Consider the following 25,178-nt stretch of genomic DNA (forward strand, 5'->3'; position numbering starts at 1 on the left):
GCAGGTCATCGGCGGGGCGTGGGATCACGGCGCCACAGCGGGATTCGCCCGAACGGCGCACCGGGTGTCCTGATCGGGGAGCCGCCCGGAGGGGACGGCCTTCGGCTCAGACGCGGACGCCCCACATGAAGGGACCGCCGATGGTGTTCATCGACTCGTACCGCACGACCGTGCCGGTGCGGGGGGCGTGGATGATCTGGCCGTTGCCCGCGTACAGACCCACGTGGTGCAGGTCGTTGAAGAAGAACACGAGGTCGCCGACCTTGAGGTCGCTGACCGAGTAGATCTTCGTGCCGATCTGGGACTGGGCCTCGGAGGTGCGCGGGATGGAGACGCCGGCCTGGGCGTACGCCCACGAGGTCAGGCCCGAGCAGTCGAAGGAGGACGGGCCGGTGGCGCCGTACACGTAGGGCGAGCCGAGCTTGCTCTGGGCGGCGGCGTAGGCCGCGGCGGCACGGCCCGAGCCGGGCGGGACGTCGCCGGTGAGGGCGTCGCGTTCACTGGCCCGGCTGGCGCGGTCCTCCTCGGCGGCGAGGGCCGCCTTCTCCGCCGCGGTGAGGGTGTTGAGCAGCTTCTGCGCGGCGGCGAGCTTGCCCTGGACTTCCTTCTTCTTCTTGCCGAGCTCGGTGCGGGTGGAGGCCAGGTCCTTGAGTTTCTCGGAGGCCTCGGCGCGCTGCTGGGCGAGTTCGCGCTGCTTCTCCTGGACCTTCTTCAGCGCCTCGACCTGCTGGCTGCTGAGCTGGTCGAGGGTGGAGGCCTTGTCCAGGTAGTCGTCCGGATCCGAGGACAGGAAGAGCTGGACGGAGGAGTCTATGGTGCCGGTCCGGTACTGGGCGGCGGCCGCCAGACCCAGGCTGTCGCGGAGCTCGTTGAGCTCCTCCTGGCCGCGGGCGACGTTGTCCTGGATCGTGGAGATCTCCTTCTGGAGCTTCTCCTGCTTCTCCCTGGCACCGTTGTACTTCTCGGTCGCGTGCTCCGCCTCTTCGTAGAGCTTGTCGACCTTGGCCTTGACCTCGTCCTTGCTCGGCTTCTCGCTGGGCGCGGCGTTGGCGGCCTGCGAACCAAGGGCGACGGCAGCGGCGGCAGCGGTGGACAGCACGGTCACACGCGTGCGGCTCGGCTGCTTGGGACGACGGTGGGACGCCACGGAGGCGAGCTCCTTCTTCCTCCAGCCGCCTACCGACACGCCGGTGGGCGGTACCCTCCGCCGTCACTCACCCCTTGCGAGCGAACACCGAGCGGAGGTTCGGAGGCAGACCCTAGTGACCCGGCCGCGATCAGATCAAATCCTCAGCTGAAAAATCTCCCCCATCGGGCACATTGTTTACACACAACTCACGTGACGTAGGAGACCCTTGACGCAACGTCGTCCACAGGCACGGCGAATCCGGGCAATCCGCCTGTACGTTGCGGACGAGGGCACTCCGGCCCTCTTGGGGAGGTAAGGGCTCAGCCCTTGGAAAACCGCCTGAGGAGGACCGCGGACGCCACCGGGCGGGCGCCCGCGCGGGCCACCCCGTCGGCGACCTCACGGTCGGTGGAGGCGACGATGACCGGTCGGCCCGGCGGCTCGGCGCGCACCAGCTGGCGGATCAACTCGTCGGCGGTGACGCCCGGTTTGGAGAACAGCACCCGCACCCCGCGCGGCGGCGCCAGCAGCACCGGCGCGGCCAGCTCGGCCCCGTCGAAGACGCACGTCACCTCGGCGCCGCTCTGCGCCGCGAGCTGCGAGAGCTGCCCGAGGAGCCGCAACCGCTGCTTCTCCAGCGGCATCTGCGGATAGCCGGTCTTGGTGACGTTGTAGCCATCGACGACCAGATGGGCCTGCGGCAGCGCGAGCAACTGGTCGAGAATGGCCGGATCGTCCTCCGACAGGGCGCGGGCGGCGATGTCCTTCGGGGTCATCCGGCCGGGCTCCACGGCGTCCACGGTCTCGGCGGGCCGCATCGACACCGGCGGCAGCGCGAGCTCCCGGCGCAGGCCCTGGGCCGCGTCCAGCACGGTGTCCAGCAGCAGCCGTACCCGCATGTCCTCGACGCTGCGCCCCTCGCGGGCCGCCCGGCGCGCGGCCTCCAGGGCGGCCTCGGTCTCGCCGAGCCGCGCCTTGAGCCGCCGGGTCTCGCTCTCGGCCGCCGACACCTGGGCCTGCCCCTCGGTGCGGACGGCGTCCATCTCGGCCTGGACCTTGCGCAGCGCCGCCTCGCCGCGCTTGACGTCACTGAGGGCGGCGCGGAGCTTGCGGTGCAGGGACTCCGCTTCCTTCCTGGCCGATTCCAGCTCCCCGCGCAGCCGTTCGGTCTCGGCCCTGGTGTGCTCGCGGGCCTTGTCGAGCTCGGCGCGCAGCCGCTCCAGCTCGGCCCGGTTCTCCTCGTCGGCGCGCTCGGCGTCCGCGCGCTGGGCCTCCTCGCCGGCCGCGGTCACCAGCTTGACCCAGCCGGCGGGCCGCAGAACATAGGCCGCGGCCGCCACGTCGAGCGGGTCCGCGGCCGCAGGCGGGGAGCCGGAGTCCAGGGCGCCGGCCAGTTCCGGCTGGGCCTCTCTGAGCTGCTCCCCGATGCGCTGCCGGAACAGCGGGTCGGTCTCCAGCGCCGCGGCCATGGCGGTGCCGGCGAACTTGGCCCGACGGTTCGGGGCGAACCGGGCGTACTGCCGCAGCTGCGCCGGCAGCTCCGTCATCGTCAGCGTGCCGAAGCCATCGGAGACGATCTGTACGACCCTGCGGCGCACGCCGTCGGGCAGCGGACGGTCGAGCACCTCAGCGGCGCCGTCGCCCGGCCCCCCGCCTTGTGTCTCAGCCATCCGTCACACCCCAATGCCTGTGCGGGGCCCGCTCCCGTCAGGAGCCGGCGCCCGGCCTGTCCACGAGTTCCACCTGGTCCACGGCGTTGCACCAGCGGCAGCGCACCGACTCGATGGTCTCACTGAGCACCTCGCGCTCCTCGACCTTCGGCTCACCGGCCAGGTCGAGGTGGACGTACTCGACGACCTTCGACGAGCGGGTCACGTCGAAGCGCGTGAGGTTGCCGCAGAGGGTGCAGCGCCACCGCGTCGTGGCGGTCGGCAGGGGAACCGTCATCGTGACTGTTCGCTTTCTTCCAGTGTCCGTGACGCGCCGGCCTCCCCGGTGCGTGTGGCTCGTAACCCTACGGCCTGGCGGGTCCTCGTCGCCCGCCCGTCCCCAGGCCTGCCCGGCGGATCCTGTCGGAGACGCGGGGTACGGCACGGCATCCGCTGCGCCGTGGTCATGCGCCGAAGCTCCGCTTCGACTCCCTCCTGCGTCTTGCAGCCGCCCGCACCCTACCCGCTCACCTGCGCCGATGAGGCACCGCGGCTCTCCTCCCCTGATCCGCCGAACAGGCCCGGCGGCGAGGCGTTCTGTCGGCTTGCGTCCCGGTACGCCATGCTCTGTGTCCATGATCGGCAAGTGGAGCGCGTCGCTACTCCGAGCCCGGTTCGTCTCCCGCGGGAGGCGCGGACCGGCCAGGGGGCCGTCGGCGCCGGTGACGTACGCACTGATCGCCCTGTGCTGCCTGCTCTTCGTGCTCTCCCCGGCCGCCGGCCTGAACCCGGCCTACGGCACCGGCGACGAGCTGCTCGCCGCGCAGCGCGCCTACTTCCGGCGCTGGGGCGTGATTCCCGCGGACCTGTTCGGGGGGTCCCCGGGGGCGGCCCTGACCCCTGCCACGGCGCTCTTCGTCCACGGCAGCTGGGTGCACCTGCTCGGCAACATGCTCTTCCTCTACGTCTTCGGGGCGATGACCGAGGAACGGATGGGCCGTGTGCGGTTCACCCTGTTCTACGTCGGCTGCGGCTACCTGGCCCTGCTGGGCTACGCCGTCGCCAACGCGGACTCCGAGCAGTCCCTGGTCGGTGCCTCGGGGGCGATCTCGGCGGTCCTCGGCGCGTTCCTCTACCTGTTCCCCCGGGCGCGCGTGACCAGTCTTCTGCCGTTCCTGTTCTTCCTGCCGGTGCGCTTCCCGGCCTGGGTCGTCCTGCCGTTCTGGGCGGCGCTGCAGTGGCTGGCGGCCGGGCGGGACTCCCACGGGCCGGAGGTGGCGTACCTGGCCCACCTGGTGGGCTTCGCGCTCGGCTTCCTCTACGCCTGGGTCCGCTTCGGCCCTGCGACTAGAGTGAGGGCCGCACCGGCCCCGGCGTCCGAGGGAGAGAACCAGCCGTGATCACCGCGATCGTCCTCATCAAGACCAGCGTGGACCGGATCCCCGAGATCGCGGAGCGCATCGCTTCGCTGGAGAACGTCAGCGAGGTCTTCTCCGTCACCGGGACGTACGACCTGATCGCCATGGTGCGCGTCAAGCAGCACGAGGACCTCGCCGAGGTGATCCCCGGACGCATCAGCAAGATCCCGGGTGTGGAGGCGACGGACACGCACGTGGCGTTCCGTACGTACTCGCAGCACGACCTGGAGGCGGCGTTCTCCATCGGGCTGGACAACTGAGCCACGCTCCCGGGCCCGGATGAAGAGTTCTTCATCCGGCCCTCATCCTTCTCGTCGTGTGCCGGACGCAGGATCGGGCGCATGGCTTTCTCTCGTCGTATGGCGGCCCTGTCCGCCGTCGTGTTGATCCCGCTGGGCATCGCCGCGACCAGCTTCGCCCTCGCCGACCGTCCCGAGTCGCCCAAGGTCCCCTCCGAGGTGGTGCTGGACAGCGACTCCCCCACTCCCACACCCACGCCGGCCACCGGTCCCCGGCCCGACCGGCCCGGTCCGGCTCCCCGTGACGAGGTCGTGTCACGGCCTCCGGTGACCGACAGCCCCACGAGTGATGACGATGACGACGACCGCGGCCAGGGCTCAGGAGACGACGGACCCGGCGACGACGGACCCGGTGACGACAACTGACCCGGCCCGGCGGCGGATCACCGCCCGGGTCCGCATCCTGCTGTGGTTGCTGCTCCTCATGGCGGTCGCGCTCACCGAGGTGGCGACCACCACCCGCTCGTTCCTGATGCGGGACGTCGACAACCGGATCAACCGCCTGCTCACCCAGGAGACCGGCGAGTTCGCCAGCTTCGAGGAGCACGGCGGCGATCCGCAGACGGGCCGGCCGTTCGCGGACGCGTCCCGGCTGCTGACCGTCTTCCTGCAGCGGCAGTACCCCGACTCGGACGAGGAGCTGATCGGCCTGGTCAGAGGACCGGGCGGTGACGTCAGACAGATCAGGCAGCAGCACGACATCCCCGTCGGGCTGCCCCTGCACCGGGACGGCGACGCCGCCCGCCGCATCTTCGACTCCCGTGACTCCACCGGCGTGCTGCGCCGGCCGGAGGGCGAGATCCGCTGGGCCAAGGTCACCATCGCGCGGCAGGACAGCGAGCCGGACGCCGCGTTCGTCGTGGCCATCCACCCCGAGCGTGAACAGGAGCGCGTGAACAAGGTGTTCCGCACCCTGCTCATCATCTCCGCCGTCGCCCTGCTGCTGACCACCGGGATCGCCTGGGTGGTCGCCGGGCGCATCCTCACACCCGTGCGGGTGGTGCGCATGGCGGCCGCGCAGCTGACCGAGCAGGGCCTCACCCGCCGGATCCCGGTGCACGGCAGCGACGACATCGCCGCCCTGGCCGAGACGTTCAACGCCATGCTCGACCGGCTGGAGCGGGCGTTCGCCGCGCAGCGGGAGTTCGTCGACGACGCGGGCCACGAGCTGCGCACGCCGATCACCATCGTGCGCGGCCACCTGGAACTCATGGGCGACGACCCTGCCGAACGTGAGGAGACCGTCCGCCTGGTCACCGACGAACTGGACCGGATGAGCCGCATCGTCGAGGACCTGCTGCTGCTCGCCAAGGCCGAACGCCCCGACTTCGTCACCCCGGAGCCGGTCCAGGTCGCCGAACTCACCGCCGACGTCTACGTCAAGGCCCGCACCCTCGGCGAGCGTGACTGGCGGCTGGGCGAAGTAGCCGATCTGGAGGCCGAGGTGGACCCCCAGCGGATCACGCAGGCCATGGTCCAGCTCGCGCAGAACGCGGTGCAGCACACCACGCGGGGCCAGACCATCCGCATCGGCTCCCGGACCCGCGGCCCGCGCCTGGAGCTGTACGTCGCCGACTCGGGTCCCGGTGTCCAGCCGCAGGACGCCGAAATCATCTTCGAGCGCTTCCGGCGCGGCACCTGCCGACGCGGCGCCCGCGGCTCCGGCGCCGGGCTCGGTCTGTCGATCGTCAAGGCCATCGCGGAGGGGCACCGGGGGCACGTGCGGCTGTCCGGCACGCCCGGCGGCGGCGCCACCTTCACCCTCGTCCTGAACGCACCCCACGCAGTGGAAGGGGACCCCACGTGAACCGCATCCTCATCGCCGAGGACGAGGAGCGCATCGCCTCCTTCGTCGAGAAGGGACTGCGCGCCAACGGCTTCACCACGACCGTCGCCTCCGACGGCGACACGGGCTACGAGTACGCCCTGACCGGCGGCTTCGACCTCGTCGTGCTGGACATCAACCTGCCCGGCCGCGACGGCTTCACCATCCTGCGCGAACTGCGTGAGGCCCGGGTGACGACCCCGGTGATCGTGCTGACCGCCCGGGACTCCGTACGCGACACGGTGGCCGGCCTGGAGGGCGGCGCCGACGACTGGATGACCAAGCCGTTCCGCTTCGAGGAACTGCTCGCCCGCGTCCGCCTCAGACTGCGTACGGCCGCCCGCGCGCCGGAGGTGACCGTGCTCAGGTCCGGCTCCCTGAGCCTGGACCTGCGCACCCGCAGGGCCCGGGCCGACGACCGCACCGTGGACCTGACGGCCCGTGAGTTCGTGCTGCTGGAGCTCTTCCTGCGGCATCCCGGGCAGGTGCTGTCCCGCGAGCAGATCCTGTCCCATGTGTGGGGCTACGACTTCGACCCCGGCTCCAACATCGTGGACGTGTACGTCCGCACGCTGCGCAAGAAGCTCGGCGCGCAGCGGGTGGAGACGGTCCGCGGGATGGGGTACCGGCTGCCCACGGGGTGACGGCGCCCGGCTGCCGACGGGTGAAGTTCCTTTCATCTTGGGCTCATCGACGGCTCACCGCCCGCGTGAACCCTCGATGACGTGACATTGAACCTACGAGCTGCCATTGCCCTGTGCGTGGCGCTGGCCCTGTGCACGCTGCTGGTGATGCCCGGGAACTTCCCCGGACTCGGCGCCGACGCCCGTTTCACCCTCGCCGTGTTCGCCCTGGCGACCTGCGCCTGGATCGGCACGTCGATCGACGACACGTACATCGCGCTGGGCGCCGCGCTGGCCCTCACGGTGACCGGCGTGATCAGCAACGACACCCTGTTCGGGACCCTGGGCGACTCCACGGTGTGGCTGCTGATCTGCGCGTTCGTCCTGGCGGCCGCGGTCGCCCGGACCGGGCTCGCGGGGCGGGCGGCGGTGTTCCTGGTCAGCGGCGCCCGCACCGTGCGGCAACTCGTCCATCTGACGACGGCGGCCCTGGTCGTCACGGCGTTCGCGGTGCCGGCCACCTCGGGCCGGGCCGCGCTCGCCCTGCCGGTGTTCCTCGCCCTCGCCAAGGTCCTCGCCGACCGAAAGCGACTGGTCGTGATGCTGGCGCTGCTGTTCCCGACCGTCATCCTTCTGTCGGCGGTGGCGACCCTGATCGGTGCCGGAGCGCATCTGATCACGGTGTCGGTGCTGTGGGAGGCGACCGGTGAGCACATCGGCTTCGGCGAGTGGCTGCTGGTGGGCCTGCCGCTGGCGGTGGTCTCCTCGCACCTGGCCGCCGAGCTGGTGCTGCTGACGACGACCCGGCGCGCGGACCGCACCGGCCCGGTGCACATCACGCCGGCGCAGATCCAGGAGCACAGCGAGAACCCCGTCACCGGCCCGTGGACTCAGGCCGAGAAGCGCTGCGCCCTGCTGATGGCGACGGTGGTGCTCCTGTGGTGCAGCGAGCCGCTGCACCGGCTGCCGCCCGCGATCGTAGCGCTGATCGGCGCGGTCGTCGCCTCCTCGCCCGCCCTGGGCACCGTACGCCTGAAGGACGCGCTGAAGACCGTCCCCTGGTCGCTGCTGCTGTTCATGGCGGCGACGATGGCGATGGGTGTCGCACTGGCCGACTCGGGGGCGGCGAAGTGGCTGGTCTCCGGGCTGCCGACGGGCGAGCCGCCGGTGGTGTTCCTGCTGATCGTGATCCTGGTCAGTACGGCGGCCCACCTGGTTCTGCAGTCCCGGTCCGCCCGCTCCTCGGTGCTGGTGCCCTTGGTGGTGGCCGCCTCGGTGGGCGTCGGGGTCAACCCGGCCGCCGCCGCGCTGGCCTCCACCGCCGCTGCCGGCTTCTGCCACACGCTGCCCGCCTCCGCCAAGCCGGTCACGCTCTTCTCGCAGATCCCCGGCACCCCCACCTACACCCCGCGCGACCTGCTGCGGCTGTCCGCCTTCCTGGCCCCGCTGACCGCCGGTCTCGTCCTGCTCTTCGCCGTCGCGGTGTGGCCGCTGCTCGGCGTTCCCCTGACCCGTTAGGAGACCCCCATGCTGACCCGTGTCGTCATAGCGCCCAGCGGCTTCAAGGAGTCCCTGTCCGCCGAGGCCGCCGCCGACGCCATCGCGGCGGGCGTACGCCGTGTGCTGCCGGACGCCGAACTCGACCTCGTCCCGCTGGTGGACGGCGGTGAGGGCACGGCGATCGCCCTGGCCGCCGCCACCGGCGGCCGGCTCGTCAGCCAGCCCGCGACCGGCCCGGTCGGAGAGACCGTCGGCACCCACTTCGCGCTGCTCGGCCCCGGGCAGGACACGGCCGTCGTGGAGATGGCGGCGGTCGCCGGCCTCTCCCTGGTGCCGCGCGGACTGCGCGACCCGGGCGCCACCACCACGTACGGCGTCGGTGAACTCGTCCTCACCGCGCTGGACCTGGGCGCGCGCCGGATCCTGGTGGGCTGCGGCGACTCCGGCACGTCCGACGGGGGCGCGGGCGCGCTCCAGGCGCTGGGCGCCCGGCTACTGGACGAGGCCGGTCATGAACTGCCCCACGGAGGCCGGGAATTGAGCCGGCTGCACCGCATCGACACCGCGGGCCTCGACCCCCGCCTGAAGGACGTGGAACTGCTCGTCGCCTGCAACCCCTACAACGTGCTGTGCGGCGAGCGGGGCGTGGCCCGGGTCTTCGGCCCGCAGAAGGGCGCGACCCCCGAGCAGGTGGAGGAGTTGTCGGCGGCCCTGGAGAACTGGGCGTCCGTCCTCGCCCGCGACGTCGCCGCCCCGGACACCGACCTGCGCAACGGGCCCGGCACCGGGGCCTCCGGCGGCCTGGGCGCGGGGCTGGCCGCCCTGGGCGCCCGGCTCCTGCCCCGCTTCGACGTCCTGCTGGACCACCTCGACCTCGACGCCCGCCTGGCCCGCGCCGACCTGGTCATCACCGCCGAGGGCGCCCTGGACCACCAGACGCCGCGCGGCAAGGTCCCCGCCGAGGTGGCCCGCCGCGCCAAGCTGTACGGCCGTCCGGTGCTGGCCCTGGCGGGCACGCTCGGCGAGGGCGCGCAGCAGGTGCCGGGCGTGGACGCCTGCCACGGCATCCTGCCCGCCCCGATGGAGCTCACCGAGGCACTGGTGCGCGCGAGGGAGCTCCTGACGGACGCCACCGAACGCGCCCTGCGGATGATCGTCCTGGGCACCCGGCTGCCGGTGGCGTCCGGCGAGGCGGCCGGGACGGGAACGGCGGACGAGACGGAGCTACCCGGGACGGGAACGGCGGACGAGACGGAGCTACCCGGGACGGGAACGGCGGATCAGGCGGAGGTGTCCGGCACGCAGCGCCCGTCCTCGGTGCGGTAGTTCCACGTCGCGCCGTCGCGTACGAGCTCCCGCACCGCGCCGACGAAGCGCTCCACGTGCTCGTCCGGGGTGCCCGCGCCGAAGCTGACCCGGATGGCGTTGAGGGACTTCTCGCCCGGGGCCGCCTCGGGCGCACCGCACTCGCCCTGCGTCTGCGGGTCGCTCCCGAGCAGCGTGCGCACCAGCGGGTGGGCGCAGAAGAGGCCGTCGCGGACGCCGATGCCGTACTCGGCGGAGAGCGCGGCGGCGAAGTGCGAGCTGTTCCAGCCGTCGACGACGAAGGAGATCACCCCGACGCGCGGGGCGTCGTCGCCGAAGAGGGAGAGGATGCGGACCTCGGGAACGTCGGCGAGTCCCTCCCTGACCTTCCGGATCAGGTACCGCTCCCGGGCGACGAGCGCGTCGAACCCGGCCTCGCTGAGCGCCTTGCAGGCGGAGGCGATGGCGTAGGCGCCGATGACGTTGGGCGAACCGGCCTCGTGCCGGGCGGCGGTGTCGTGCCACTCCACGTCCACTCCGCCGTCCGTGCGCCGGGTGACCCTGCGGCTGGCGCCGCCGCCCGCGAGGTACGGCTCGGCCGCGCGCAGCCAGTCGGCGCGGCCGGCCAGCACGCCGGAGCCGAACGGGGCGTACAGCTTGTGCCCGGAGAAGGCGACCCAGTCGACGTCCAGGTCACGGACGCTCACCGGGTGGTGCGGGGCGAGCTGGGCGGCGTCCAGGACGATCCGGGCACCGTGCGCGTGCGCGGCGGCGGCCAGTTCCCGTACGGGCCACAGCTCGCCGGTGACGTTGGAGGCGCCGGTGACGCAGACCAGGGCCGGGCCGTGGGGGTCACGGCCGGCCAGGGCGCGCTCCAGGGTCTCGACGGCCTGCCGCGGGCTGCGCGGCGCGTCGAGGTAGGTGACCCGCGCGTCCTGCCACGGCAGCAGGGAGGCGTGGTGCTCGGTCTCGAAGACGAAGACCTCGCAGCCGGCCGGGAGCGCCCGGGCCAGGAGGTTGAGCGAGTCGGTGGTGGAACGGGTGAAGACGACCTGGTCCGTGTCCCGGCAGCCGAGGAACTCGGCGACCGTCGCGCGGGCGTTCTCGAACAGGTCCGTCGACAGCTGGGAGAGGTATCCGGCACCGCGGTGGACGCTGCCGTAGTACGGCGCGTAGGCCGCCACGTCGTCCCAGACCCGCTGCAGCGCCGGGGCGCTCGCGGCGTAGTCGAGCGCGGCGTAGGTGACCTCACCACCGGTGACGAGCGGGACGGTGACGTCACGCCCCAGAACGGGCAGAGGCGCACAAACGGTCTGATCGGCGGCAACGGTGGAGACGGACATGGGTGAACTCCCGTGAGGCAGACGGAATCACCACGCGAGCATACGTACGACGGGTACGGCTCAGCGTGGGAAAGGGGAAAACAGAAGAGGAAATACGGGCTGTGCGGAGGCGGGGCTCTGCGGCCCTAACGCATTCGCTTGCTCACGGAAGGCTCCTCGACGACCAGGACCCCTGGTATCGCGAGGGGTCCGCGCTTGCCGCGGACCTTGCTGTCCACGACCTGGTCCTCACCCGGGGCACCCCGCCACGGACGGAGGGTTGCCGGACAGCCGGCCGGGGCCTCATGGCTGTCGCTCATGACCTGTTCGGAAACGTACGCGAGGTGATCGCCGTCCCGCAACTCGTGTCCGGATCGCGGGACGGCCGACTCCGCTCCGGTCAGGCGTTGCTGACCGCCACCCAGCGGTCCAGGACCCTGCGGGCGGAGCCCGAGTCGATCGACTCCGCCGCCTTCTCCATCCCGGCGCGGATCTGCTCGGCCAGCGGAGCCGACGTGGGCTCCAGCGCCACCAGCGCGGCCGCCGAGTTCAGCAGCACTGCGTCCCGCACCGGCCCCTTCTCGCCGTCCAGCAGCCGCCGCGCGACCTCCGCGTTGTACGAGGCGTCGGCGCCGCGCAGCGCCTTGACCGGGACGAGTTCGATGCCGACGTCCCGCGGGTCGAAGGTCTGCTCGGTCACCTTGCCGTCCCGGACGACCCACACCCGGGAGGTGGCCGTGGTCGTCAGTTCGTCGAGGCCGTCGTCGCCCCGGAAGACCAGCGACGAGTTGCCCCGCTCGGCGAGGACGCCCGCGACGATGGGCGCCATCCGGGGGTCGGCGACGCCGACCGCCTGTGCCTTCACCTTCGCCGGGTTGGTCAGCGGGCCGAGGGCGTTGAAGGTGGTCCGGATGCCCAACTGGCCGCGCGCGGCGGCCACATGGCGCAGCGCCGGATGGAACTTCACCGCGAAGCAGAAGGTGATCCCCGCCTCCTCGGCCACCGCGGCGACCCGCTGCACCGGCAGGTTCAGGTTGACGCCCAGCTTCTCCAGCACGTCCGAGGCGCCCGACGCCGACGAGGCCGCACGGTTGCCGTGCTTGACCACCTTGGCGCCGGTGCCGGCGATGACGATCGCGGACATGGTGGAGATGTTGACGGTCTTCGCCCCGTCGCCGCCCGTGCCGACGATGTCGACGGTCGGTCCCGGCACCTCGATGACGTTGGCGTGTTCGTACATCGTCCGGACCAGGCCGACGATCTCCTCTACCGTCTCCCCCTTGGCCCGCAGCGCCACCATGAAGCCGGCGATCTGTGCGTCGGTCGCCTCCCCGCGCATGATCAGGTCCATCGCCCAGGCGGTGTCGTCCGCGCTCAGGTTCCGGCCGTCCAGCAGGCCGTTCAGCAGGGCGGGCCAGGTGCGGCCCGCCGCGGTGTCGCCTCCAGCGGGGGTCACAGCGCTCATAGCCGCTCCTGGTCGTCGTACGGGTCGTTGGTGACTCCCACCCTATCCAGCCGGAGCACGGCGAAGGGCCCCCGTCCGAACACCGGACGGGGGCCCTTCGGCCGTGGCGTGGCGAACGCAGCGATCAGTGGTGGCCGTGGCCGCTCGTGATCTCCTTGTACTCCTCGACGGTGGGCTTCGGGATCTGGGCGCCCTCGCCGTAGTAGGCGTTGCTGAGCTTGGCGCGCAGCCTCTCGGAGCCCTTCACCTTGCGCTCGACACCGTTCTCGTCGACCGTCGGGCCGATCTCGGCCGGCGCGTACTGCTCGTGCGCCGTGAGGGTGTACATCTGCTCCTGGCTGAGCGGCTCGTGCACCTCGATGAACTCACCGTGCGGCAGGCGCTTGATGATGCCGGCCTCGCGGCCGTGCAGCACCTTGTCCTTGTCCCGGCGCTGCAGGCCGAGGCAGATCCGCTTGGTGATGACGAACGCGAGGACCGGTCCGACGAAGAACCCGATCCGGACGAACCAGGTCACCGCGTTGATCGAGAGGTGGAAGTGGGTGGCGATGATGTCGTTGCCACCGCCGATCAGCATGATCATGTAGCCGGTGACCCAGGCGACACCGAAGGCCGTCCGGGTCGGGGCGTTGCGCGGCCGGTCCAGGATGTGGTGCTCGCGCTTGTCGCCGGTGATCCAGGACTCGATGAACGGGTACAGGGCGATCACGGCGAGGAACAGCCCGAAGAGCACCAGCGGGATGAACACGCCCAGGACCAGCGTGTGGCCCCAGATGTTGATTTCCCAGCCGGGCATGGCACGGACCAGACCCTCGGCGAAGCCCATGTACCAGTCGGGCTGGGCACCGGTCGACACGTGGTCGGGCCGGTACGGGCCCAGGACCCAGATCGGGTTGACGGAGGCGATGCCGGCCAGGGCCGCGATGACACCGAAGACCAGGAAGAAGAAGCCTCCGGCCTTGGCCATGTAGACCGGCAGCAGCGGCATGCCGACGACGTTCTTGTTGGTGCGTCCGGGACCCGCGAACTGGGTGTGCTTGTGGTAGAAGACCAGGATCAGGTGGCCCACCACGAGCCCGAGCATGATGCCCGGCAGCAGCAGGATGTGGATCGAGTAGAACCGGGCGACGAAGTCGTCGCCGGGGAACTCGCCGCCGAACAGGAACATCGAGATGTACGTGCCGACGATCGGCATGGACAGGATCGCGCCCTGCGTGAAGCGGACACCGGTGCCGGAGAGCAGGTCGTCCGGGAGCGAGTAGCCGGTGAAACCGGTGAACATGCCCAGGACGAACAGCAGGAAGCCGAACAGCCAGTTGATCTCACGCGGCTTGCGGAACGCGCCGGTGAAGAAGACGCGCATCATGTGCACGAACATGCCGGCGAGGAAAATGATCGCCGCCCAGTGGTGGATCTGCCGGATCAGCAGACCGCCGCGGACGTCGAAGCTGATGTCCAGCGTCGACTTGTAGGCCTCGCTCATCAGCTGGCCCTGCATCGGGATGTAACTGCCGTGGTACTCCACCTCGTTCATCGACGGGTGGAAGAACAGCGTCAGGTACACACCCGTGAGGATGATGATGAGGAAGCTGTAGAGGCAGATCTCACCCAGCATGAAGGACCAGTGGTCCGGGAAGATCTTGCGCATGTTGGCCTTGGCCAGGGAGTAGATCCCCAGCCGGCCGTCGGCCCAGTCGGCGACGCGCTCGCCGGCCGGTGCCTTCCCGCGAGAGCGGGACTCGTTGCTGGCTGTAGTGCTCATCCGCGCTCCCAGAAAGCAGGACCGACGGGCTCGTCGAAGTCGCCGAGCGCTTCGAGGTAGCCCTCGTCGTTCACGCCGATGCGCAGCTGCGGCAGGGCGTGGCCGGCGGGACCGAAGATCACCCGGGCACCGTCGGACAGGTCGAAGGTGGACTGGTGGCAGGGGCACAGCACGTGGTGCGTCTGCTGCTCGTACAGGGAGATCGGGCAACCGACGTGGGTGCAGATCTTCGAGAACGCGACGATGCCCTCGTGCGACCACTCGAGTTCGCGCTTGTCCTTGATGTCCTCCGGCTGGATCCGGACGATCATCAGGGCGGCCTTGGCGATCTCGTTCTGGAATCCGTGGTCGTGCTCCTCCAGGCCCTCCGGCTTGGCGAAGGTCAGCGAGCCCACCGCGATATCGGAGGGACGCAGCGGCTCGTTCGTGTTCATGTTGACGAGCAGCTTGCCCCTGCGCCACAGGGTGTGGAAGAGCTTGTCCTCCGGCAGCGGGCCGAGGTCGCGCAGCAGCACGACGCCGGACAGCGGCACGAGCGTCAGCGCGCCGAGCATCGTGTTGCGGATCAGCTTGCGGCGGCCGAGCTGCGACTCCTTGGCGCCCTGCCGGAAGTCGGCCATGACCTTGGCCTTGACGTCCGGGGCGGCCTCGATCGGGTGACGCTCGTCGGCGATCTCCACGTCGGACATCAGGGTGCGGGCCCAGTGGACCGCGCCCGCGCCGATGGTGAACAGCGCGATGCCGAGCGTCATGCCGAGCGCGAAGTTCAGCGCGCTGATGTGGCCCAGCGGGAAGATGTAGACCGACTTGTCGACCGGGATCGCCACGAACGAGGCGATGAAGCCGATGGTGGCCAGCATCGACACCGTGAACAGCAGGGCGACCGTGCGCTCGGACCGCCGGGCGGCCCGCTCGTCGACGTCCTGGATCCGGTGCTCGTGGGGCGGCAGTCCGGGGTCGGCGAACGGGTGCTTCTCGTCCGCGACACCCACCCCACCGTGCGTGGTGTCCTGCGCAGCGGGCAGGTTCTCTTCGGGAATGTCTTGGCTACTCATGACTTCTTGGCCTTTGCGGTCCGAGCGGCAACCCACACGGCGACGGCGATCAGTCCGCCGAGACCGGCGATCCAGCCGAACAGCCCCTCACTGACCGGACCGAGTCCGCCCAGCTCCGTGCCGCCGGGGCTCACGGTGTCCTCTCCGTTGACCGCGTTCAGGTACGCGATGATGTCCTTCTTGTTCTTCTCCGTCAGCGTGCTGTCGGGGAAGGACGGCATGTTCTGCGGGCCGGTCAGCATGGCCTCGTAGATGTGCTTGTTGCTGACGCCCTCGAGGCTCGGCGCGTACTTTCCGTGCGTCAGCGCTCCGCCCTTGCCGGTGAAATTGTGGCACTGCGCACAGTTGTTGCGGAACAGGTCACCGCCCTTGGCGATGTCCGCGCCCTGAGGGCCGTACTGCTCCTCGGTCGGGACGGCCGGGCCGGCGCCCAGCGAGGCGATGTAGGCCGCCAGCTGGTCGATCTCGGCCTGCGAGTAGATATTCCTCTTTTCCGGCACCTGCGCGCCGGGCTGCTGGGCCGGCATACGGCCGGTGGCCACCTGGAAGTCGACGGCCGCGGCGCCCACGCCGACCAGGCTCGGCCCGTCAGTGGTGCCCTGACCGCCGGTGCCGTGGCAGCTGGCGCAGCCGACCGCGTAGAGCTTCTTGCCCTCCTCGATGGTGAGGGACTGGGCGGTTTGGTCGGCCTCCGCCTTGCTCGGTGCGAGAAAGACGTACAGCCCCCCGGTGCATGCCAGCGCGAGGAGTAGGACGACGACCGCCGCCAACGGGTGGCGTCGTCGTGCGGAGAGCTTTTTCACGGATTACCCCGGTGTCAGGATCTTCTGCGTCGATGCTTCTGGGATGTGCGCTTGTGAGAAGCGCGCGGGGATACGGACCCGGCTACTTGATCATGTAGATCGTGGCGAAGAGGCCGATCCAGACGACATCGACGAAGTGCCAGTAGTAGGACACGACGATGGCCGCGGTCGCCTGCTCGTGAGTGAACCTCCGGGCCGCGTAGGTCCGGCCCAGGACCAGCAGGAAGGCGATGAGACCGCCCGTCACGTGCAGGCCGTGGAAGCCGGTGGTCAGGTAGAACACCGAGCCGTACGGGTCGGACGAGAGCGACAGGCCCTCGTGCTTGACCAGCTCGGTGTACTCGAAGACCTGGCCGCCGATGAAGATCGCACCCATCACGAACGTGACGATGAACCACATCCGGAGCTTCTTCACGTCACCGCGCTCGGCTGCGAACACGCCGAGCTGACAGGTGAGGGAGGAGAGCACCAGGATCGTGGTGTTCGTCGCCGAGAACGGGAAGTTCAGCGCATCGGCCTTCTCGGACCAGAACTCCGGACCGGTCACCGAGCGCAGGGTGAAGTACATCGCGAAGAGGGCCGCGAAGAACATCAGCTCGGAACTCAGCCAGATGATGGTTCCGACGCTGGTGAGGTTCGGCCGGTTGACCGACGGGTGCGCGTGCCCGGTATCTACTGTCGTTGCTGTCGCCACGACCGACATTATGTCGGTCGCTTATCCCGCCCTCACTCCGGGGGGTGCCGTTCGGAGTGTCTGAGGGGTGCGTACCGCTGTTGACGTGGTGTTCCAGGGGGTAGCATCCGCCCCACGCAGGCTTTCCGTACGACGCCGACGTCCCGGAGGAAACATGCAGGCGACCGCCACGGTGCTGGTCTACAGCGACGACTCCAACACCCGCGAGCAGGTGCGGCTGGCCACCGGGCGCCGTCCGGCTCCGGACGCGCCTGTCGTGGAGTTCGTGGAGTGCGCGACTCCCGCGGCCGTTGTCAGGGAGCTGGACAAGGGCGGGATCGACGTCTGTGTGCTGGACGGCGAGGCCGTGCCCATGGGGGGCATGGGGGTCTGCCGGCAGATCAAGGACGAGATCTTCGAGTGCCCGCCGGTGCTGCTGCTGATCGGGCGGCCTCAGGATGCCTGGCTGGCGACGTGGAGCCGGGCGGACGCGGCGGTGGCGTTGCCGGTGGAGCCGGTGGAGTTCGCTTCGGCGTTGGCCTCCCTGCTGCGGGGGCGGAAGATCGTGAGCGCCTAGGAGGACGGGGGCTCGGGCGGAGACGGGTCACACCGCCGCGGGCCTGAGGCGGGCCGCTTCCTCGGGGCCCGGCCCCGCGGGGTCTCCGGCGACCAGGGCGCTGCCGGTGCGCCACTTGTCCCAGGGCAGGTTCCAGTCGCCGAAGCCGTTGCCGAAGGGCTCCATCGTGTTGCCGCCCGAGTTGACGACCTGGACCAGGTCGCCCTCGCGGACGGTGTCGAAGAACCACTCGGCGTTGGCGGTGCTCATGCCGGTGCAGCCGTGGCTGACGTTGGCGTAGCCCTGGGAGCCGACGGACCAGGGTGCGGCGTGGACGTACTCGCCGCTCCAGGTGACGCGGGTGGCGAAGTAGACCGGCAGGTCGTACGCCTCCGAGGAGCCCTCGGCGATGCCTATGGTGGTGCTGCGCATGCGTACGAAGCGTTCCTTGCCGAGGACGACCTTGACGCCGTTGCGGGTGTCGAAGCCGGGCTTGCCCGTGGTGACGGGGATCGTCTTGATCGCCTCGCCGTTCTTGTAGACCGTCATGGAGTGGGAGGCGGCGTCCGTGACGGCGATCAGGCGGTCGCCGGTGGTGATCTTCAGGGGCTTGGCCCTACCGCCCCACAGACGGTCGCTGATCTTGATGCCCTCCAGGTTGCTGCGCACCTGGACGGTGGCGTTGGTGGGCCAGTAGTCCTTGGGGCGGTAGTGGAGCTCCTTGTCGTCCACCCAGTGCCAGGCGCCCTCCGTCGCGGGAGTGGAGTCGACCTTGAGGGCGCGCTCCACGACGGCCCGCTGGGCCGGGTCCTTGACGGGCTTGCTCAGCTTGGCCGTGAGGGGCTGGCCGACACCGTAGGTGCCCGCCTTGGGCCCGAAGGTGACGTCCAGGCGCTTCTTGGTGGTGGGCTTGCCGGTGAGAAAGGTCAGGACCTTGCGGCCGGGCGCCCCGTCCTCGTCCTCGGTGCTCACGCGCACCGTGTAGCGGGTGTCGGCGGCCAGCGGTGAGGTGCTGTGCCAGCGGCCGCCGTCGGCGGCGAGTTCGCCGGCGACGTACCGTCCGGCCGCGTCTATCGCCGTGACGTCCGTGATGCGCCCGTCGGAGCCCTCGGCGACCACCTCCAGGGGCTGGTCCGGGTCGGCCTTCTTCCTGTCGCCTGTGGGGGCGTTGTAGGAGATCTGGTCCGCCGCGTCGTACGGCGCGGCCGAGAGCGGGTTCCCGTCGGCACCGCAGGAGGTGAGGCTCACGCCCAGGGCGAGCGCCAGCACGGTGCATCCGGCGACGGTGGCGGTACGCGGTGTGTGGCTCATGGCCTCAACGTAGGAAGCGGCGTCAACTCCGGCGCGCCGGGTGACTCGTACGAGGGACGTTATTTGCTCCACATGCTGCAACAGCACGGGCCCGGACACTCCTCGCGAAGTGTCCGGGCCCGTGGGGTGCTCGGTGTGTGCTACTGGGTGCGGTTCTCACCGCGGTAGTACTCGAAGACCCAGCCCCAGATGCCGATCAGGATGATGGGCAGCGAGAAGTACAGCAGCCACCAGCCGATCGCGACGGCCAGGAAGGCGAGCGCGCCACCGATGGCCAGGGACAGCGGCTGCCAGCTGTGCGGGCTGAAGAACCCGACCTCGCCGGCGTCGTCCGCGACGTCCGCCTCCTTGTTGTCCTGCGCGCCCACGTCGACCCGCCTGGCCGTGAAGCCGAGGTAGAAGCCGATCATGATGCACAGCCCGAAGGCCAGGAAGAGGGCCGTGGTACCGGCCGGCTCCTTCGACCAGACGCCATAGACGATCGCCATGACGAGGACGAAGACGCTCAGCCACATGAACATCTTGCCCTGGATCTTCACTTGCCGGCCTCCTTGCCGCCAGCGAGGGCCTTGTCACCGTGGCCGACGTTCTCGAGCTGGTCGAGAGCGGCGATCTCCGGGTGGTGCAGGTCGAATGCCGGGGATTCACTGCGGATCCGCGGCAGGGTGAGGAAGTTGTGCCGCGGCGGCGGGCAGGAGGTCGCCCACTCCAGCGAGCGGCCGTAGCCCCACGGGTCGTCGACGCCGACCGGCTTGCCGTACTTGGCCGTCTTCCACACGTTGTAGAAGAACGGCAGGATCGACATGCCGAGCAGGAACGAGCTGATCGTCGAGATCGTGTTCAGGGCGGTGAAGCCGTCGGCCGCGAGGTAGTCCGCGTACCGGCGCGGCATGCCCTCGGCGCCCAGCCAGTGCTGGACCAGGAAGGTGCCGTGGAAGCCGATGAACAGCGTCCAGAACGTGATCTTGCCGAGGCGCTCGTCGAGCATCTTGCCGGTCCACTTCGGCCACCAGAAGTGGAAGCCGGAGAACATCGCGAACACGACGGTGCCGAAGACGACGTAGTGGAAGTGCGCCACCACGAAGTACGAGTCCGACACGTGGAAGTCCATCGGCGGCGAGGCCAGGATGACACCGGTCAGACCACCGAAGGTGAAGGTGATCAGGAAGCCGGTCGCCCACAGCATCGGCGTCTCGAAGGACAGCGAGCCCTTCCACATGGTGCCGATCCAGTTGAAGAACTTCACGCCGGTGGGGACGGCGATGAGGAACGTCATGAAGGAGAAGAACGGCAGCAGCACACCGCCGGTGACGTACATGTGGTGAGCCCACACCGTCACGGACAGACCCGCGATCGCGATGGTCGCGCCGATCAGACCCGTGTAGCCGAACATCGGCTTGCGGGAGAAAACCGGGATCACCTCGGAGATGATGCCGAAGAACGGCAGCGCGATGATGTACACCTCGGGATGCCCGAAGAACCAGAACAGGTGCTGCCACAGCAGCGGTCCGCCGTTGGCCGCGTCGAAGACGTGGGCGCCGAACTTGCGGTCCGCCTCCAGCGCGAACAGCGCCGCGGCCAGCACGGGGAAGGCCAGCAGGACCAGCACACCGGTCAGCAGCACGTTCCACGTGAAGATCGGCATGCGGAACATGGTCATGCCCGGGGCGCGCATGCAGATGATCGTGGTGATGAAGTTGACCGAGCCGAGGATGGTGCCGAAGCCGGAGAAGGCCAGGCCCATGATCCACATGTCGGCGCCGATGCCCGGCGAGCGGACCGCGTCGGACAGCGGGGCGTAGGCGAACCAGCCGAAGTCGGCCGCGCCCTGCGGGGTCAGGAAGCCGGCCACCGCGATGAGGGAGCCGAACAGGTACAGCCAGTAGGCGAACATGTTCAGCCGGGGGAAGGCCACGTCCGGCGCGCCGATCTGCAGCGGCATGATCCAGTTCGCGAAGCCGGCGAACAGCGGCGTCGCGAACATCAGCAGCATGATCGTGCCGTGCATCGTGAACGCCTGGTTGAACTGCTCGTTCGACATGATCTGCAGACCCGGCCGGGCCAGCTCGGCGCGCATGAACAGCGCCATGACGCCGCCGATCACGAAGAACGCGAAGGACGTGGCCAGATACAGCGTGCCGATCGTCTTGTGGTCCGTGGTCGTCAGCCACTTGACCACGACGCTGCCGCGGTTCTGGCGCCGGACCGGCAGCTCGTCCGCATAGTGGGACCCTGCTGCCGCGGCACCCTGGGGTTCGTTGAGGATGCTCACAGGATGTTCGACTCCCGGTTCTTCTCGTGGCCCGCCTGCTCGATGCCGGCGGGAACGTAACCGGTCTGCCCCTTCTTCACGAGGTCCTTGAGGTGCTGCTCGTAGCGCTCGGGGGAGACGACCTTCACGTTGAACAGCATCCGGGAGTGGTCGACGCCGCAGAGCTCGGCGCACTTGCCCAGGAAGGTGCCCTCCCGGTTGGGGGTCACTTCGAAGGCGTTGGTGTGGCCCGGGATGACGTCCTGCTTCATCAGGAACGGCACCACCCAGAAGGAGTGGATGACGTCCCGCGAGGTCAGGACGAACCGGACCCGCTTGCCCTCAGGCAGCCACAGGGTCGGGCCCGGGTTGCCCGTCTGCGGGTTCCGCGTGCCGGGGATGCCGCAGTCGTAGACGCCGCCGGCGTTGGCCGGGAAGGCTTCCTTGTAGCGGTCCGGGATCGCGTCCAGTTCCTTGGACGTCTTGGCGTCACCCGTGGAACCTTCGACGCTCTCGACGTAGTTGAAACACCAGCTCCACTGGAAGCCGACCACGTTGACGGTGAGGTCGGGCTTCTTGTTCAGCTTGAGGAGCTCGGACTCGTCACGGGCCGTGAAGTAGAACAGCACCGAGACGATGATGAGCGGGACCACGGTGTACAGCGCCTCGATGGGCATGTTGTACCGGGTCTGCGGAGGGACCTCGACCTTGGTGCGGCTGCGCCGGTGGAAGAAAGCACTCCACAGGATCAGGCCCCACACCAGCACGCCGACGGCGAGCGCAGCCGCCCAGGACCCCTGCCACAGGGAGAGGATCCGCGGAGCCTCTTCCGTGGTCGGGGTGGGCATACCAAGGCGGGGGAAGTCTTCCCAGTTGTACGAGCAACCGGTGGCTGTCGCCAAGACCAAGCCCGCGGTCAGTGCCTGCAGCAGCTTCCGCCGCATCGGGCGCCGCGGCGAGCGGTCGGAGCCGTTGGGACTCACGTAGCGCCTTCCCGAGAGTCTCGCCCGCGCTGTTGGCTGCGGCCTTCTCGCTGGTCGGTCGCCGCCCTGCGACGGGCAGGGGTTTGGATGTTTATGCGGACCAAACCCTAGCCGACGCCCTCCGGGGGTTCGCGGGGAGGGTGGGGATACGCGCCGGGGGTCGGTCCGAAGGGGTGGGCCGGGGCACCCAATAGCTCGTGGGTGCCGCTTGTGTGCCGAGTTGCGGTGGTTTATTGATGGTCGCGCAGTTCCCCGTGCCCCACGCGGGCGCTTAGCGTTGCTGTGTGGCCTACTTCGATGCTGCTTCCAGCGCTCCTTTGCACCCCGTCGCCCGTCAGGCCCTGTCGGCTTCGCTCGACGAAGGATGGGCCGATCCCGCTCGGTTGTACCGGGAGGGGCGGCGGGCGCGGATGCTGCTCGACGCGGCGCGGGAGGCCGCCGCCGAGGCGGTGGGATGCCGCCCGGACGAGCTGACGTTCACCTCCTCCGGGACGCGGGCGGTGCACGCCGGGATCGCCGGGGCGCTGGCCGGGCGACGGCGGGTCGGGCGTCACCTGATCGTGTCGGCGGTCGAACACTCCTCGGTGCTGCACGCGGCGGAGGTGCATGAGGCCGACGGCGGGGCGGTCACGCAGGTCGCCGTGGACCGGGCGGGGCGGGCGGATCCGTCGGCGTACGCCGCCGCCCTGCGTCCGGACACCGCGCTGGTCTGCCTCCAGTCCGCCAACCACGAGGTGGGGACCGAGCAGCCGGTGGCCGAGGTGGCCGAGGGCTGCCGGGCCGCGGGGGTGCCGTTGCTGGTGGACGCGGCGCAGTCGCTGGGCTGGGGTCCGGTGGAGGGCGAGTGGTCGCTGCTCGCGGCCAGTGCCCACAAGTGGGGCGGGCCGTCGGGGGTCGGGCTGCTCGTCGTACGCAAGGGGGTGCGGTTCGCGCCTGAGGGGCCGGTGGACGAACGGGAGTCGGGGCGGTCGGCCGGGTTCGAGAACATCCCTGCGATCGTGGCGGCGGCGGCCTCGCTGCGGGCGGTGCGGGCGGAGGCGGCCGAGCAGGCAGTACGGCTGCGGGAACTGACGGAGCGGATCCGGGCGCGGGTGCCGCGGCTGGTCCCGGACGTGGAGGTGGTCGGCGATCCGGTACGGCGGCTGCCCGGCGTCGTCACCTTCTCGTGTCTCTATGTCGACGGGGAGACATTGCTGCACGAGCTGGACCGGGAGGGCTTCTCGGTGTCGTCCGGCTCGTCCTGCACGAGCAGCACGCTGATGCCGAGCCATGTGCTCAAGGCGATGGGGGTGCTGAGCGAGGGCAATGTGCGGGTGTCGTTGCCGATGGGGGCGGCGGAGGAGGACGTCGACCGGTTCCTGGACGTACTGCCGGGGGCGGTGGCGGCGGTGCGGGAGAAGCTGGGCGCGCCGGTGTCCTTCGAGGCGGCCGGGGAGGCCGACGCCGTCGTCGTGGACGCGGTGGGCAGGCGCTGCCCCATCCCGGTGATCGAGCTGGCCAAGGTCATCGGGGATGTGCCGGTGGGCGGCACGGTGCGCGTCCTCGCCGATGACGAGGCCGCACGCCTGGACATCCCGGCGTGGTGCCAGATGCGGGGCCAGGAGTACGTGGGCGAGGAGCCGGCGGACCGGGGCTCGGCCTATGTGGTCCGCCGGGTGTCCTGACGCTCGTTCAGTTGTTCAGCGCAGGTGCGCCTGGACCTCGGTGGCGGCCTCGTCGCCGTAGGTCTTGGTGAAGCGCTCCATGAAGTGGGCGCGGCGCAGCTGGTACTCCTGGGTGCCGACCGTCTCGATGACCAGCGTGGCGAGCATGCAACCGATCTGGGCGGCGCGCTCCAGGGAGACGCCCCAGGCCAGGCCGGACAGGAAGCCGGCGCGGAAGGCGTCGCCGACGCCGGTGGGGTCGGCCTTGCGCTCCTCGTCGGGGCAGCCGACCTCGATCGGGTCCTCGCCTGCCCGCTCGATGCGCACGCCGCGCGCGCCGAGGGTCGTGACGCGGTGGCCGACGCGCGACAGGATCTCGGCGTCCGTCCATCCGGTCTTGGTCTCGATGAGCCCCTTCTCGTACTCGTTGGAGAACAGGTACGTCGCCCCGTCCAGCAGGATGCGGATCTCCTCGCCGTTCATCCGGGCGATCTGCTGGGAGAAGTCGGCGGCGAACGGGATGGACCGCGAGCGGCACTCCTCGGTGTGCCGGAGCATGGCCTCCGGGTCGTCGGCGCCGATCAGGACGAGGTCGAGGCCGCCGACCCGGTCGGCGACGGTCTTGAGCTCGATGAGGCGGGCCTCGCTCATGGCGCCCGTGTAGAAGGAGCCGATCTGGTTGTGGTCGGCGTCGGTCGTGCACACGAAGCGGGCGGTGTGCAGCGTGTCGGAGATGCGGACGGAGTCGGTGTCGACGCCGTGCCGGTCGAGCCAGGCCCGGTACTCGTGGAAGTCGGAGCCCGCGGCACCGACGAGGATGGGGCGGGTGCCGAGCTGCCCCATGCCGAACGCGATGTTCGCGCCGACGCCGCCCCGGCGTACGTCGAGCTTGTCGACCAGGAAGGAGAGCGAGACCGTGTGCAGCTGGTCCGCTACGAGTTGGTCGGAGAATCGGCCGGGGAACGTCATGAGGTGGTCGGTGGCGATGGAGCCGGTGACTGCGATGCGCACGGCGTGAGGTCTCCTGGAGGGCGGCGGATTGACAGTTCACGCTACCGGGTCGGGGCGGCCCGCTGAAGCGACTGAAACTACCCGATAGTAGATCTTTCTTCGTGCGCTCCAGCGTGCATACGGTGCGGCTATGACGAACCTCAAGGTCCACGCCCCCGCCCCGGTCGATCTCGAAGGCGATCTGGCGTCGCTGCGTGGCGACTGCGCCCGGATGGCTCCCCACTGGGCGGTTCCGGAGCGGGTGGCCCCGGTGCCGGTCTCCCCCTCGCGCATCCACGGCGTGACCGTACCGCCGGCGTCGGCCCGGCTGCTGGACGCGATGTCGGACTACGGCGACTGAGCGGACACGCCCCGTCCCGGTAGGGAACCGGGTGCTCCCCTGCTGCGTCCCATCGCTGTCCCCCGTAAAGAGGATGCGGGATACGACCCGTCAGCGGCCCGTGAGGGTACGGGCCGGGTCGTCCGGGACAGCTGTGCAGCCGAAGGAGCGATGCGGTGAACACCGAGCGACCCGACCACGACGACGCCGAGACCGAGGCCGGCGCCGCCGAGACCGCCGAGAACGAGCGGGACACCGGGGGCGCTTCCGACGGCA

24 protein-coding genes and 1 riboswitch are annotated in these 25,178 nt (G+C 70.1%); of the genes, 10 read left to right on the top strand and 14 right to left on the bottom strand.

Annotated elements, in window-relative coordinates; all coding sequences use genetic code 11:
• Positions 1–106: 106 nt before the first annotated feature.
• The 3 genes from ACFPZJ_RS24915 to ACFPZJ_RS24925 all read right to left on the bottom strand — a co-directional run bounded on the left by ACFPZJ_RS24915 (position 107) and on the right by ACFPZJ_RS24925 (position 3,076).
• Positions 107–1,147: a C40 family peptidase gene (locus tag ACFPZJ_RS24915; protein WP_381025654.1), complete on the bottom strand. Its 1,041-nt coding sequence runs from the start codon at positions 1,145–1,147 to the stop codon at positions 107–109.
• A gap of 302 nt (positions 1,148–1,449) precedes the next feature.
• Positions 1,450–2,799 (bottom strand): NYN domain-containing protein, encoded by a 1,350-nt coding sequence (locus ACFPZJ_RS24920; RefSeq protein ID WP_381025656.1) that lies wholly within the window; start codon positions 2,797–2,799, stop codon positions 1,450–1,452.
• A gap of 37 nt (positions 2,800–2,836) precedes the next feature.
• A complete protein-coding gene (locus ACFPZJ_RS24925) occupies positions 2,837–3,076 on the bottom strand; it encodes a hypothetical protein (protein ID WP_167994558.1) in 240 nt (79 codons plus the stop codon).
• 337 nt (positions 3,077–3,413) lie between these two features.
• Here ACFPZJ_RS24925 and ACFPZJ_RS24930 point away from each other — a divergent pair, with 337 nt between their 5' ends.
• The 7 genes from ACFPZJ_RS24930 (at position 3,414) to ACFPZJ_RS24960 (ending at position 9,769) form a co-directional block, all read left to right on the top strand.
• Positions 3,414–4,178 (top strand): rhomboid family intramembrane serine protease, encoded by a 765-nt coding sequence (locus ACFPZJ_RS24930; protein WP_381025659.1) that lies wholly within the window; start codon positions 3,414–3,416, stop codon positions 4,176–4,178.
• On the top strand, positions 4,175–4,456 hold the full coding sequence (locus ACFPZJ_RS24935) for an Lrp/AsnC family transcriptional regulator (RefSeq protein ID WP_381025662.1): 282 nt from the start codon (positions 4,175–4,177) through the stop codon (positions 4,454–4,456). Before ACFPZJ_RS24930 ends, ACFPZJ_RS24935 begins: the two co-directional genes overlap by 4 nt.
• Before the next feature lie 81 nt (positions 4,457–4,537).
• The gene (locus ACFPZJ_RS24940) at positions 4,538–4,861 is read left to right on the top strand and encodes a small secreted hydrophilic protein (protein ID WP_381025664.1); all 324 of its coding nucleotides are present in this window, start codon (positions 4,538–4,540) and stop codon (positions 4,859–4,861) included.
• Entirely contained in the window at positions 4,791–6,302 is a 1,512-nt protein-coding gene (locus ACFPZJ_RS24945) for a sensor histidine kinase (RefSeq protein WP_381025666.1), read from the top strand. Before ACFPZJ_RS24940 ends, ACFPZJ_RS24945 begins: the two co-directional genes overlap by 71 nt.
• Positions 6,299–6,964 (top strand): response regulator transcription factor, encoded by a 666-nt coding sequence (locus ACFPZJ_RS24950; protein WP_381025669.1) that lies wholly within the window; start codon positions 6,299–6,301, stop codon positions 6,962–6,964. Before ACFPZJ_RS24945 ends, ACFPZJ_RS24950 begins: the two co-directional genes overlap by 4 nt.
• Before the next feature lie 87 nt (positions 6,965–7,051).
• Positions 7,052–8,461: an SLC13 family permease gene (locus tag ACFPZJ_RS24955; protein WP_381025789.1), complete on the top strand. Its 1,410-nt coding sequence runs from the start codon at positions 7,052–7,054 to the stop codon at positions 8,459–8,461.
• Between the two features lie 9 nt (positions 8,462–8,470).
• Positions 8,471–9,769, top strand: a complete 1,299-nt coding sequence (locus ACFPZJ_RS24960) for a glycerate kinase family protein (protein WP_381025671.1) — start codon at positions 8,471–8,473, stop codon at positions 9,767–9,769.
• Here ACFPZJ_RS24960 and ACFPZJ_RS24965 read toward each other — a convergent pair.
• The 6 genes from ACFPZJ_RS24965 to ctaE form a co-directional block, all read right to left on the bottom strand.
• Positions 9,724–11,091 (bottom strand): aminotransferase class V-fold PLP-dependent enzyme, encoded by a 1,368-nt coding sequence (locus ACFPZJ_RS24965; protein ID WP_381025674.1) that lies wholly within the window; start codon positions 11,089–11,091, stop codon positions 9,724–9,726. The genes ACFPZJ_RS24960 and ACFPZJ_RS24965 overlap by 46 nt on opposite strands.
• A gap of 186 nt (positions 11,092–11,277) precedes the next feature.
• A riboswitch (SAM riboswitch) is annotated at positions 11,278–11,394 on the bottom strand.
• Between the two features lie 76 nt (positions 11,395–11,470).
• Positions 11,471–12,535 carry an anthranilate phosphoribosyltransferase gene (gene trpD, locus ACFPZJ_RS24970; protein ID WP_381025677.1) on the bottom strand — a complete coding sequence of 355 codons (1,065 nt, stop codon included), beginning with the start codon at positions 12,533–12,535 and terminating at the stop codon, positions 11,471–11,473.
• A 124-nt stretch (positions 12,536–12,659) separates the two neighbouring features.
• On the bottom strand, positions 12,660–14,297 hold the full coding sequence (qcrB, locus tag ACFPZJ_RS24975; RefSeq protein WP_381025680.1) for a cytochrome bc1 complex cytochrome b subunit: 1,638 nt from the start codon (positions 14,295–14,297) through the stop codon (positions 12,660–12,662).
• The gene (qcrA, locus tag ACFPZJ_RS24980; protein WP_381025683.1) at positions 14,294–15,352 is read right to left on the bottom strand and encodes a cytochrome bc1 complex Rieske iron-sulfur subunit; all 1,059 of its coding nucleotides are present in this window, start codon (positions 15,350–15,352) and stop codon (positions 14,294–14,296) included. The genes qcrB and qcrA overlap by 4 nt, the downstream gene beginning before the upstream one ends.
• Positions 15,349–16,155, bottom strand: a complete 807-nt coding sequence (gene qcrC / locus ACFPZJ_RS24985; RefSeq protein WP_381025685.1) for a cytochrome bc1 complex diheme cytochrome c subunit — start codon at positions 16,153–16,155, stop codon at positions 15,349–15,351. The genes qcrA and qcrC overlap by 4 nt, the downstream gene beginning before the upstream one ends.
• Before the next feature lie 82 nt (positions 16,156–16,237).
• Positions 16,238–16,858, bottom strand: a complete 621-nt coding sequence (ctaE, locus tag ACFPZJ_RS24990; RefSeq protein ID WP_381025687.1) for an aa3-type cytochrome oxidase subunit III — start codon at positions 16,856–16,858, stop codon at positions 16,238–16,240.
• Between the two features lie 145 nt (positions 16,859–17,003).
• Between ctaE and ACFPZJ_RS24995 the strand changes: the two genes are divergently transcribed.
• Entirely contained in the window at positions 17,004–17,405 is a 402-nt protein-coding gene (locus tag ACFPZJ_RS24995; RefSeq protein ID WP_381025690.1) for a response regulator, read from the top strand.
• Positions 17,406–17,432: 27 nt separating this feature from the next.
• Here the strand turns inward: ACFPZJ_RS24995 and ACFPZJ_RS25000 are convergent, their stop codons facing one another.
• The 4 genes from ACFPZJ_RS25000 to ctaC form a co-directional block, all read right to left on the bottom strand.
• Positions 17,433–18,695, bottom strand: coding sequence for a L,D-transpeptidase (locus ACFPZJ_RS25000; RefSeq protein ID WP_381025693.1), 1,263 nt, complete (start codon positions 18,693–18,695; stop codon positions 17,433–17,435).
• 140 nt (positions 18,696–18,835) lie between these two features.
• Entirely contained in the window at positions 18,836–19,234 is a 399-nt protein-coding gene (locus ACFPZJ_RS25005; protein ID WP_381025696.1) for a cytochrome c oxidase subunit 4, read from the bottom strand.
• On the bottom strand, positions 19,231–20,967 hold the full coding sequence (gene ctaD / locus ACFPZJ_RS25010; RefSeq protein WP_381025698.1) for an aa3-type cytochrome oxidase subunit I: 1,737 nt from the start codon (positions 20,965–20,967) through the stop codon (positions 19,231–19,233). Before ctaD ends, ACFPZJ_RS25005 begins: the two co-directional genes overlap by 4 nt.
• Entirely contained in the window at positions 20,964–21,929 is a 966-nt protein-coding gene (gene ctaC / locus ACFPZJ_RS25015) for an aa3-type cytochrome oxidase subunit II (RefSeq protein WP_381025701.1), read from the bottom strand. The genes ctaD and ctaC overlap by 4 nt, the downstream gene beginning before the upstream one ends.
• Before the next feature lie 284 nt (positions 21,930–22,213).
• On the opposite strand from ctaC, the gene ACFPZJ_RS25020 reads away from it, so the two are divergent.
• Entirely contained in the window at positions 22,214–23,593 is a 1,380-nt protein-coding gene (locus ACFPZJ_RS25020) for a cysteine desulfurase/sulfurtransferase TusA family protein (protein WP_381025704.1), read from the top strand.
• 15 nt (positions 23,594–23,608) lie between these two features.
• On the opposite strand, the gene ACFPZJ_RS25025 is transcribed toward ACFPZJ_RS25020, so the two are convergent.
• Positions 23,609–24,583: a carbohydrate kinase family protein gene (locus ACFPZJ_RS25025; RefSeq protein ID WP_381025707.1), complete on the bottom strand. Its 975-nt coding sequence runs from the start codon at positions 24,581–24,583 to the stop codon at positions 23,609–23,611.
• Between the two features lie 130 nt (positions 24,584–24,713).
• Here ACFPZJ_RS25025 and ACFPZJ_RS25030 point away from each other — a divergent pair, with 130 nt between their 5' ends.
• A complete protein-coding gene (locus ACFPZJ_RS25030) occupies positions 24,714–24,923 on the top strand; it encodes a hypothetical protein (RefSeq protein WP_381025710.1) in 210 nt (69 codons plus the stop codon).
• Positions 24,924–25,178: the final 255 nt, after the last annotated feature.

Source organism: Streptomyces bullii (genome assembly GCF_042657145.1).
Taxonomy (GTDB): domain Bacteria; phylum Actinomycetota; class Actinomycetes; order Streptomycetales; family Streptomycetaceae; genus Streptomyces; species Streptomyces bullii.

Excerpts from the sequence above, each read along its gene's own strand:
- ACFPZJ_RS24930 (WP_381025659.1), top strand. The coding sequence starts at position 3,414 with ATGATCGGCAAGTGGAGCGCGTCGCTACTCCGAGCCCGGTTCGTCTCC.
- ACFPZJ_RS24995 (WP_381025690.1), top strand. The coding sequence starts at position 17,004 with ATGCAGGCGACCGCCACGGTGCTGGTCTACAGCGACGACTCCAACACC.
- trpD (WP_381025677.1), bottom strand. The coding sequence starts at position 12,535 with ATGAGCGCTGTGACCCCCGCTGGAGGCGACACCGCGGCGGGCCGCACC.
- ACFPZJ_RS25030 (WP_381025710.1), top strand. The coding sequence starts at position 24,714 with ATGACGAACCTCAAGGTCCACGCCCCCGCCCCGGTCGATCTCGAAGGC.
- ACFPZJ_RS24960 (WP_381025671.1), top strand. The coding sequence starts at position 8,471 with ATGCTGACCCGTGTCGTCATAGCGCCCAGCGGCTTCAAGGAGTCCCTG.
- ctaE (WP_381025687.1), bottom strand. The coding sequence starts at position 16,858 with ATGTCGGTCGTGGCGACAGCAACGACAGTAGATACCGGGCACGCGCAC.
- ACFPZJ_RS24920 (WP_381025656.1), bottom strand. The coding sequence starts at position 2,799 with ATGGCTGAGACACAAGGCGGGGGGCCGGGCGACGGCGCCGCTGAGGTG.
- ACFPZJ_RS24940 (WP_381025664.1), top strand. The coding sequence starts at position 4,538 with ATGGCTTTCTCTCGTCGTATGGCGGCCCTGTCCGCCGTCGTGTTGATC.
- qcrB (WP_381025680.1), bottom strand. The coding sequence starts at position 14,297 with ATGAGCACTACAGCCAGCAACGAGTCCCGCTCTCGCGGGAAGGCACCG.
- ACFPZJ_RS24965 (WP_381025674.1), bottom strand. The coding sequence starts at position 11,091 with ATGTCCGTCTCCACCGTTGCCGCCGATCAGACCGTTTGTGCGCCTCTG.
- ACFPZJ_RS24925 (WP_167994558.1), bottom strand. The coding sequence starts at position 3,076 with ATGACGGTTCCCCTGCCGACCGCCACGACGCGGTGGCGCTGCACCCTC.
- ACFPZJ_RS24945 (WP_381025666.1), top strand. The coding sequence starts at position 4,791 with ATGACGACGACCGCGGCCAGGGCTCAGGAGACGACGGACCCGGCGACG.
- ACFPZJ_RS25000 (WP_381025693.1), bottom strand. The coding sequence starts at position 18,695 with ATGAGCCACACACCGCGTACCGCCACCGTCGCCGGATGCACCGTGCTG.
- qcrA (WP_381025683.1), bottom strand. The coding sequence starts at position 15,352 with ATGAGTAGCCAAGACATTCCCGAAGAGAACCTGCCCGCTGCGCAGGAC.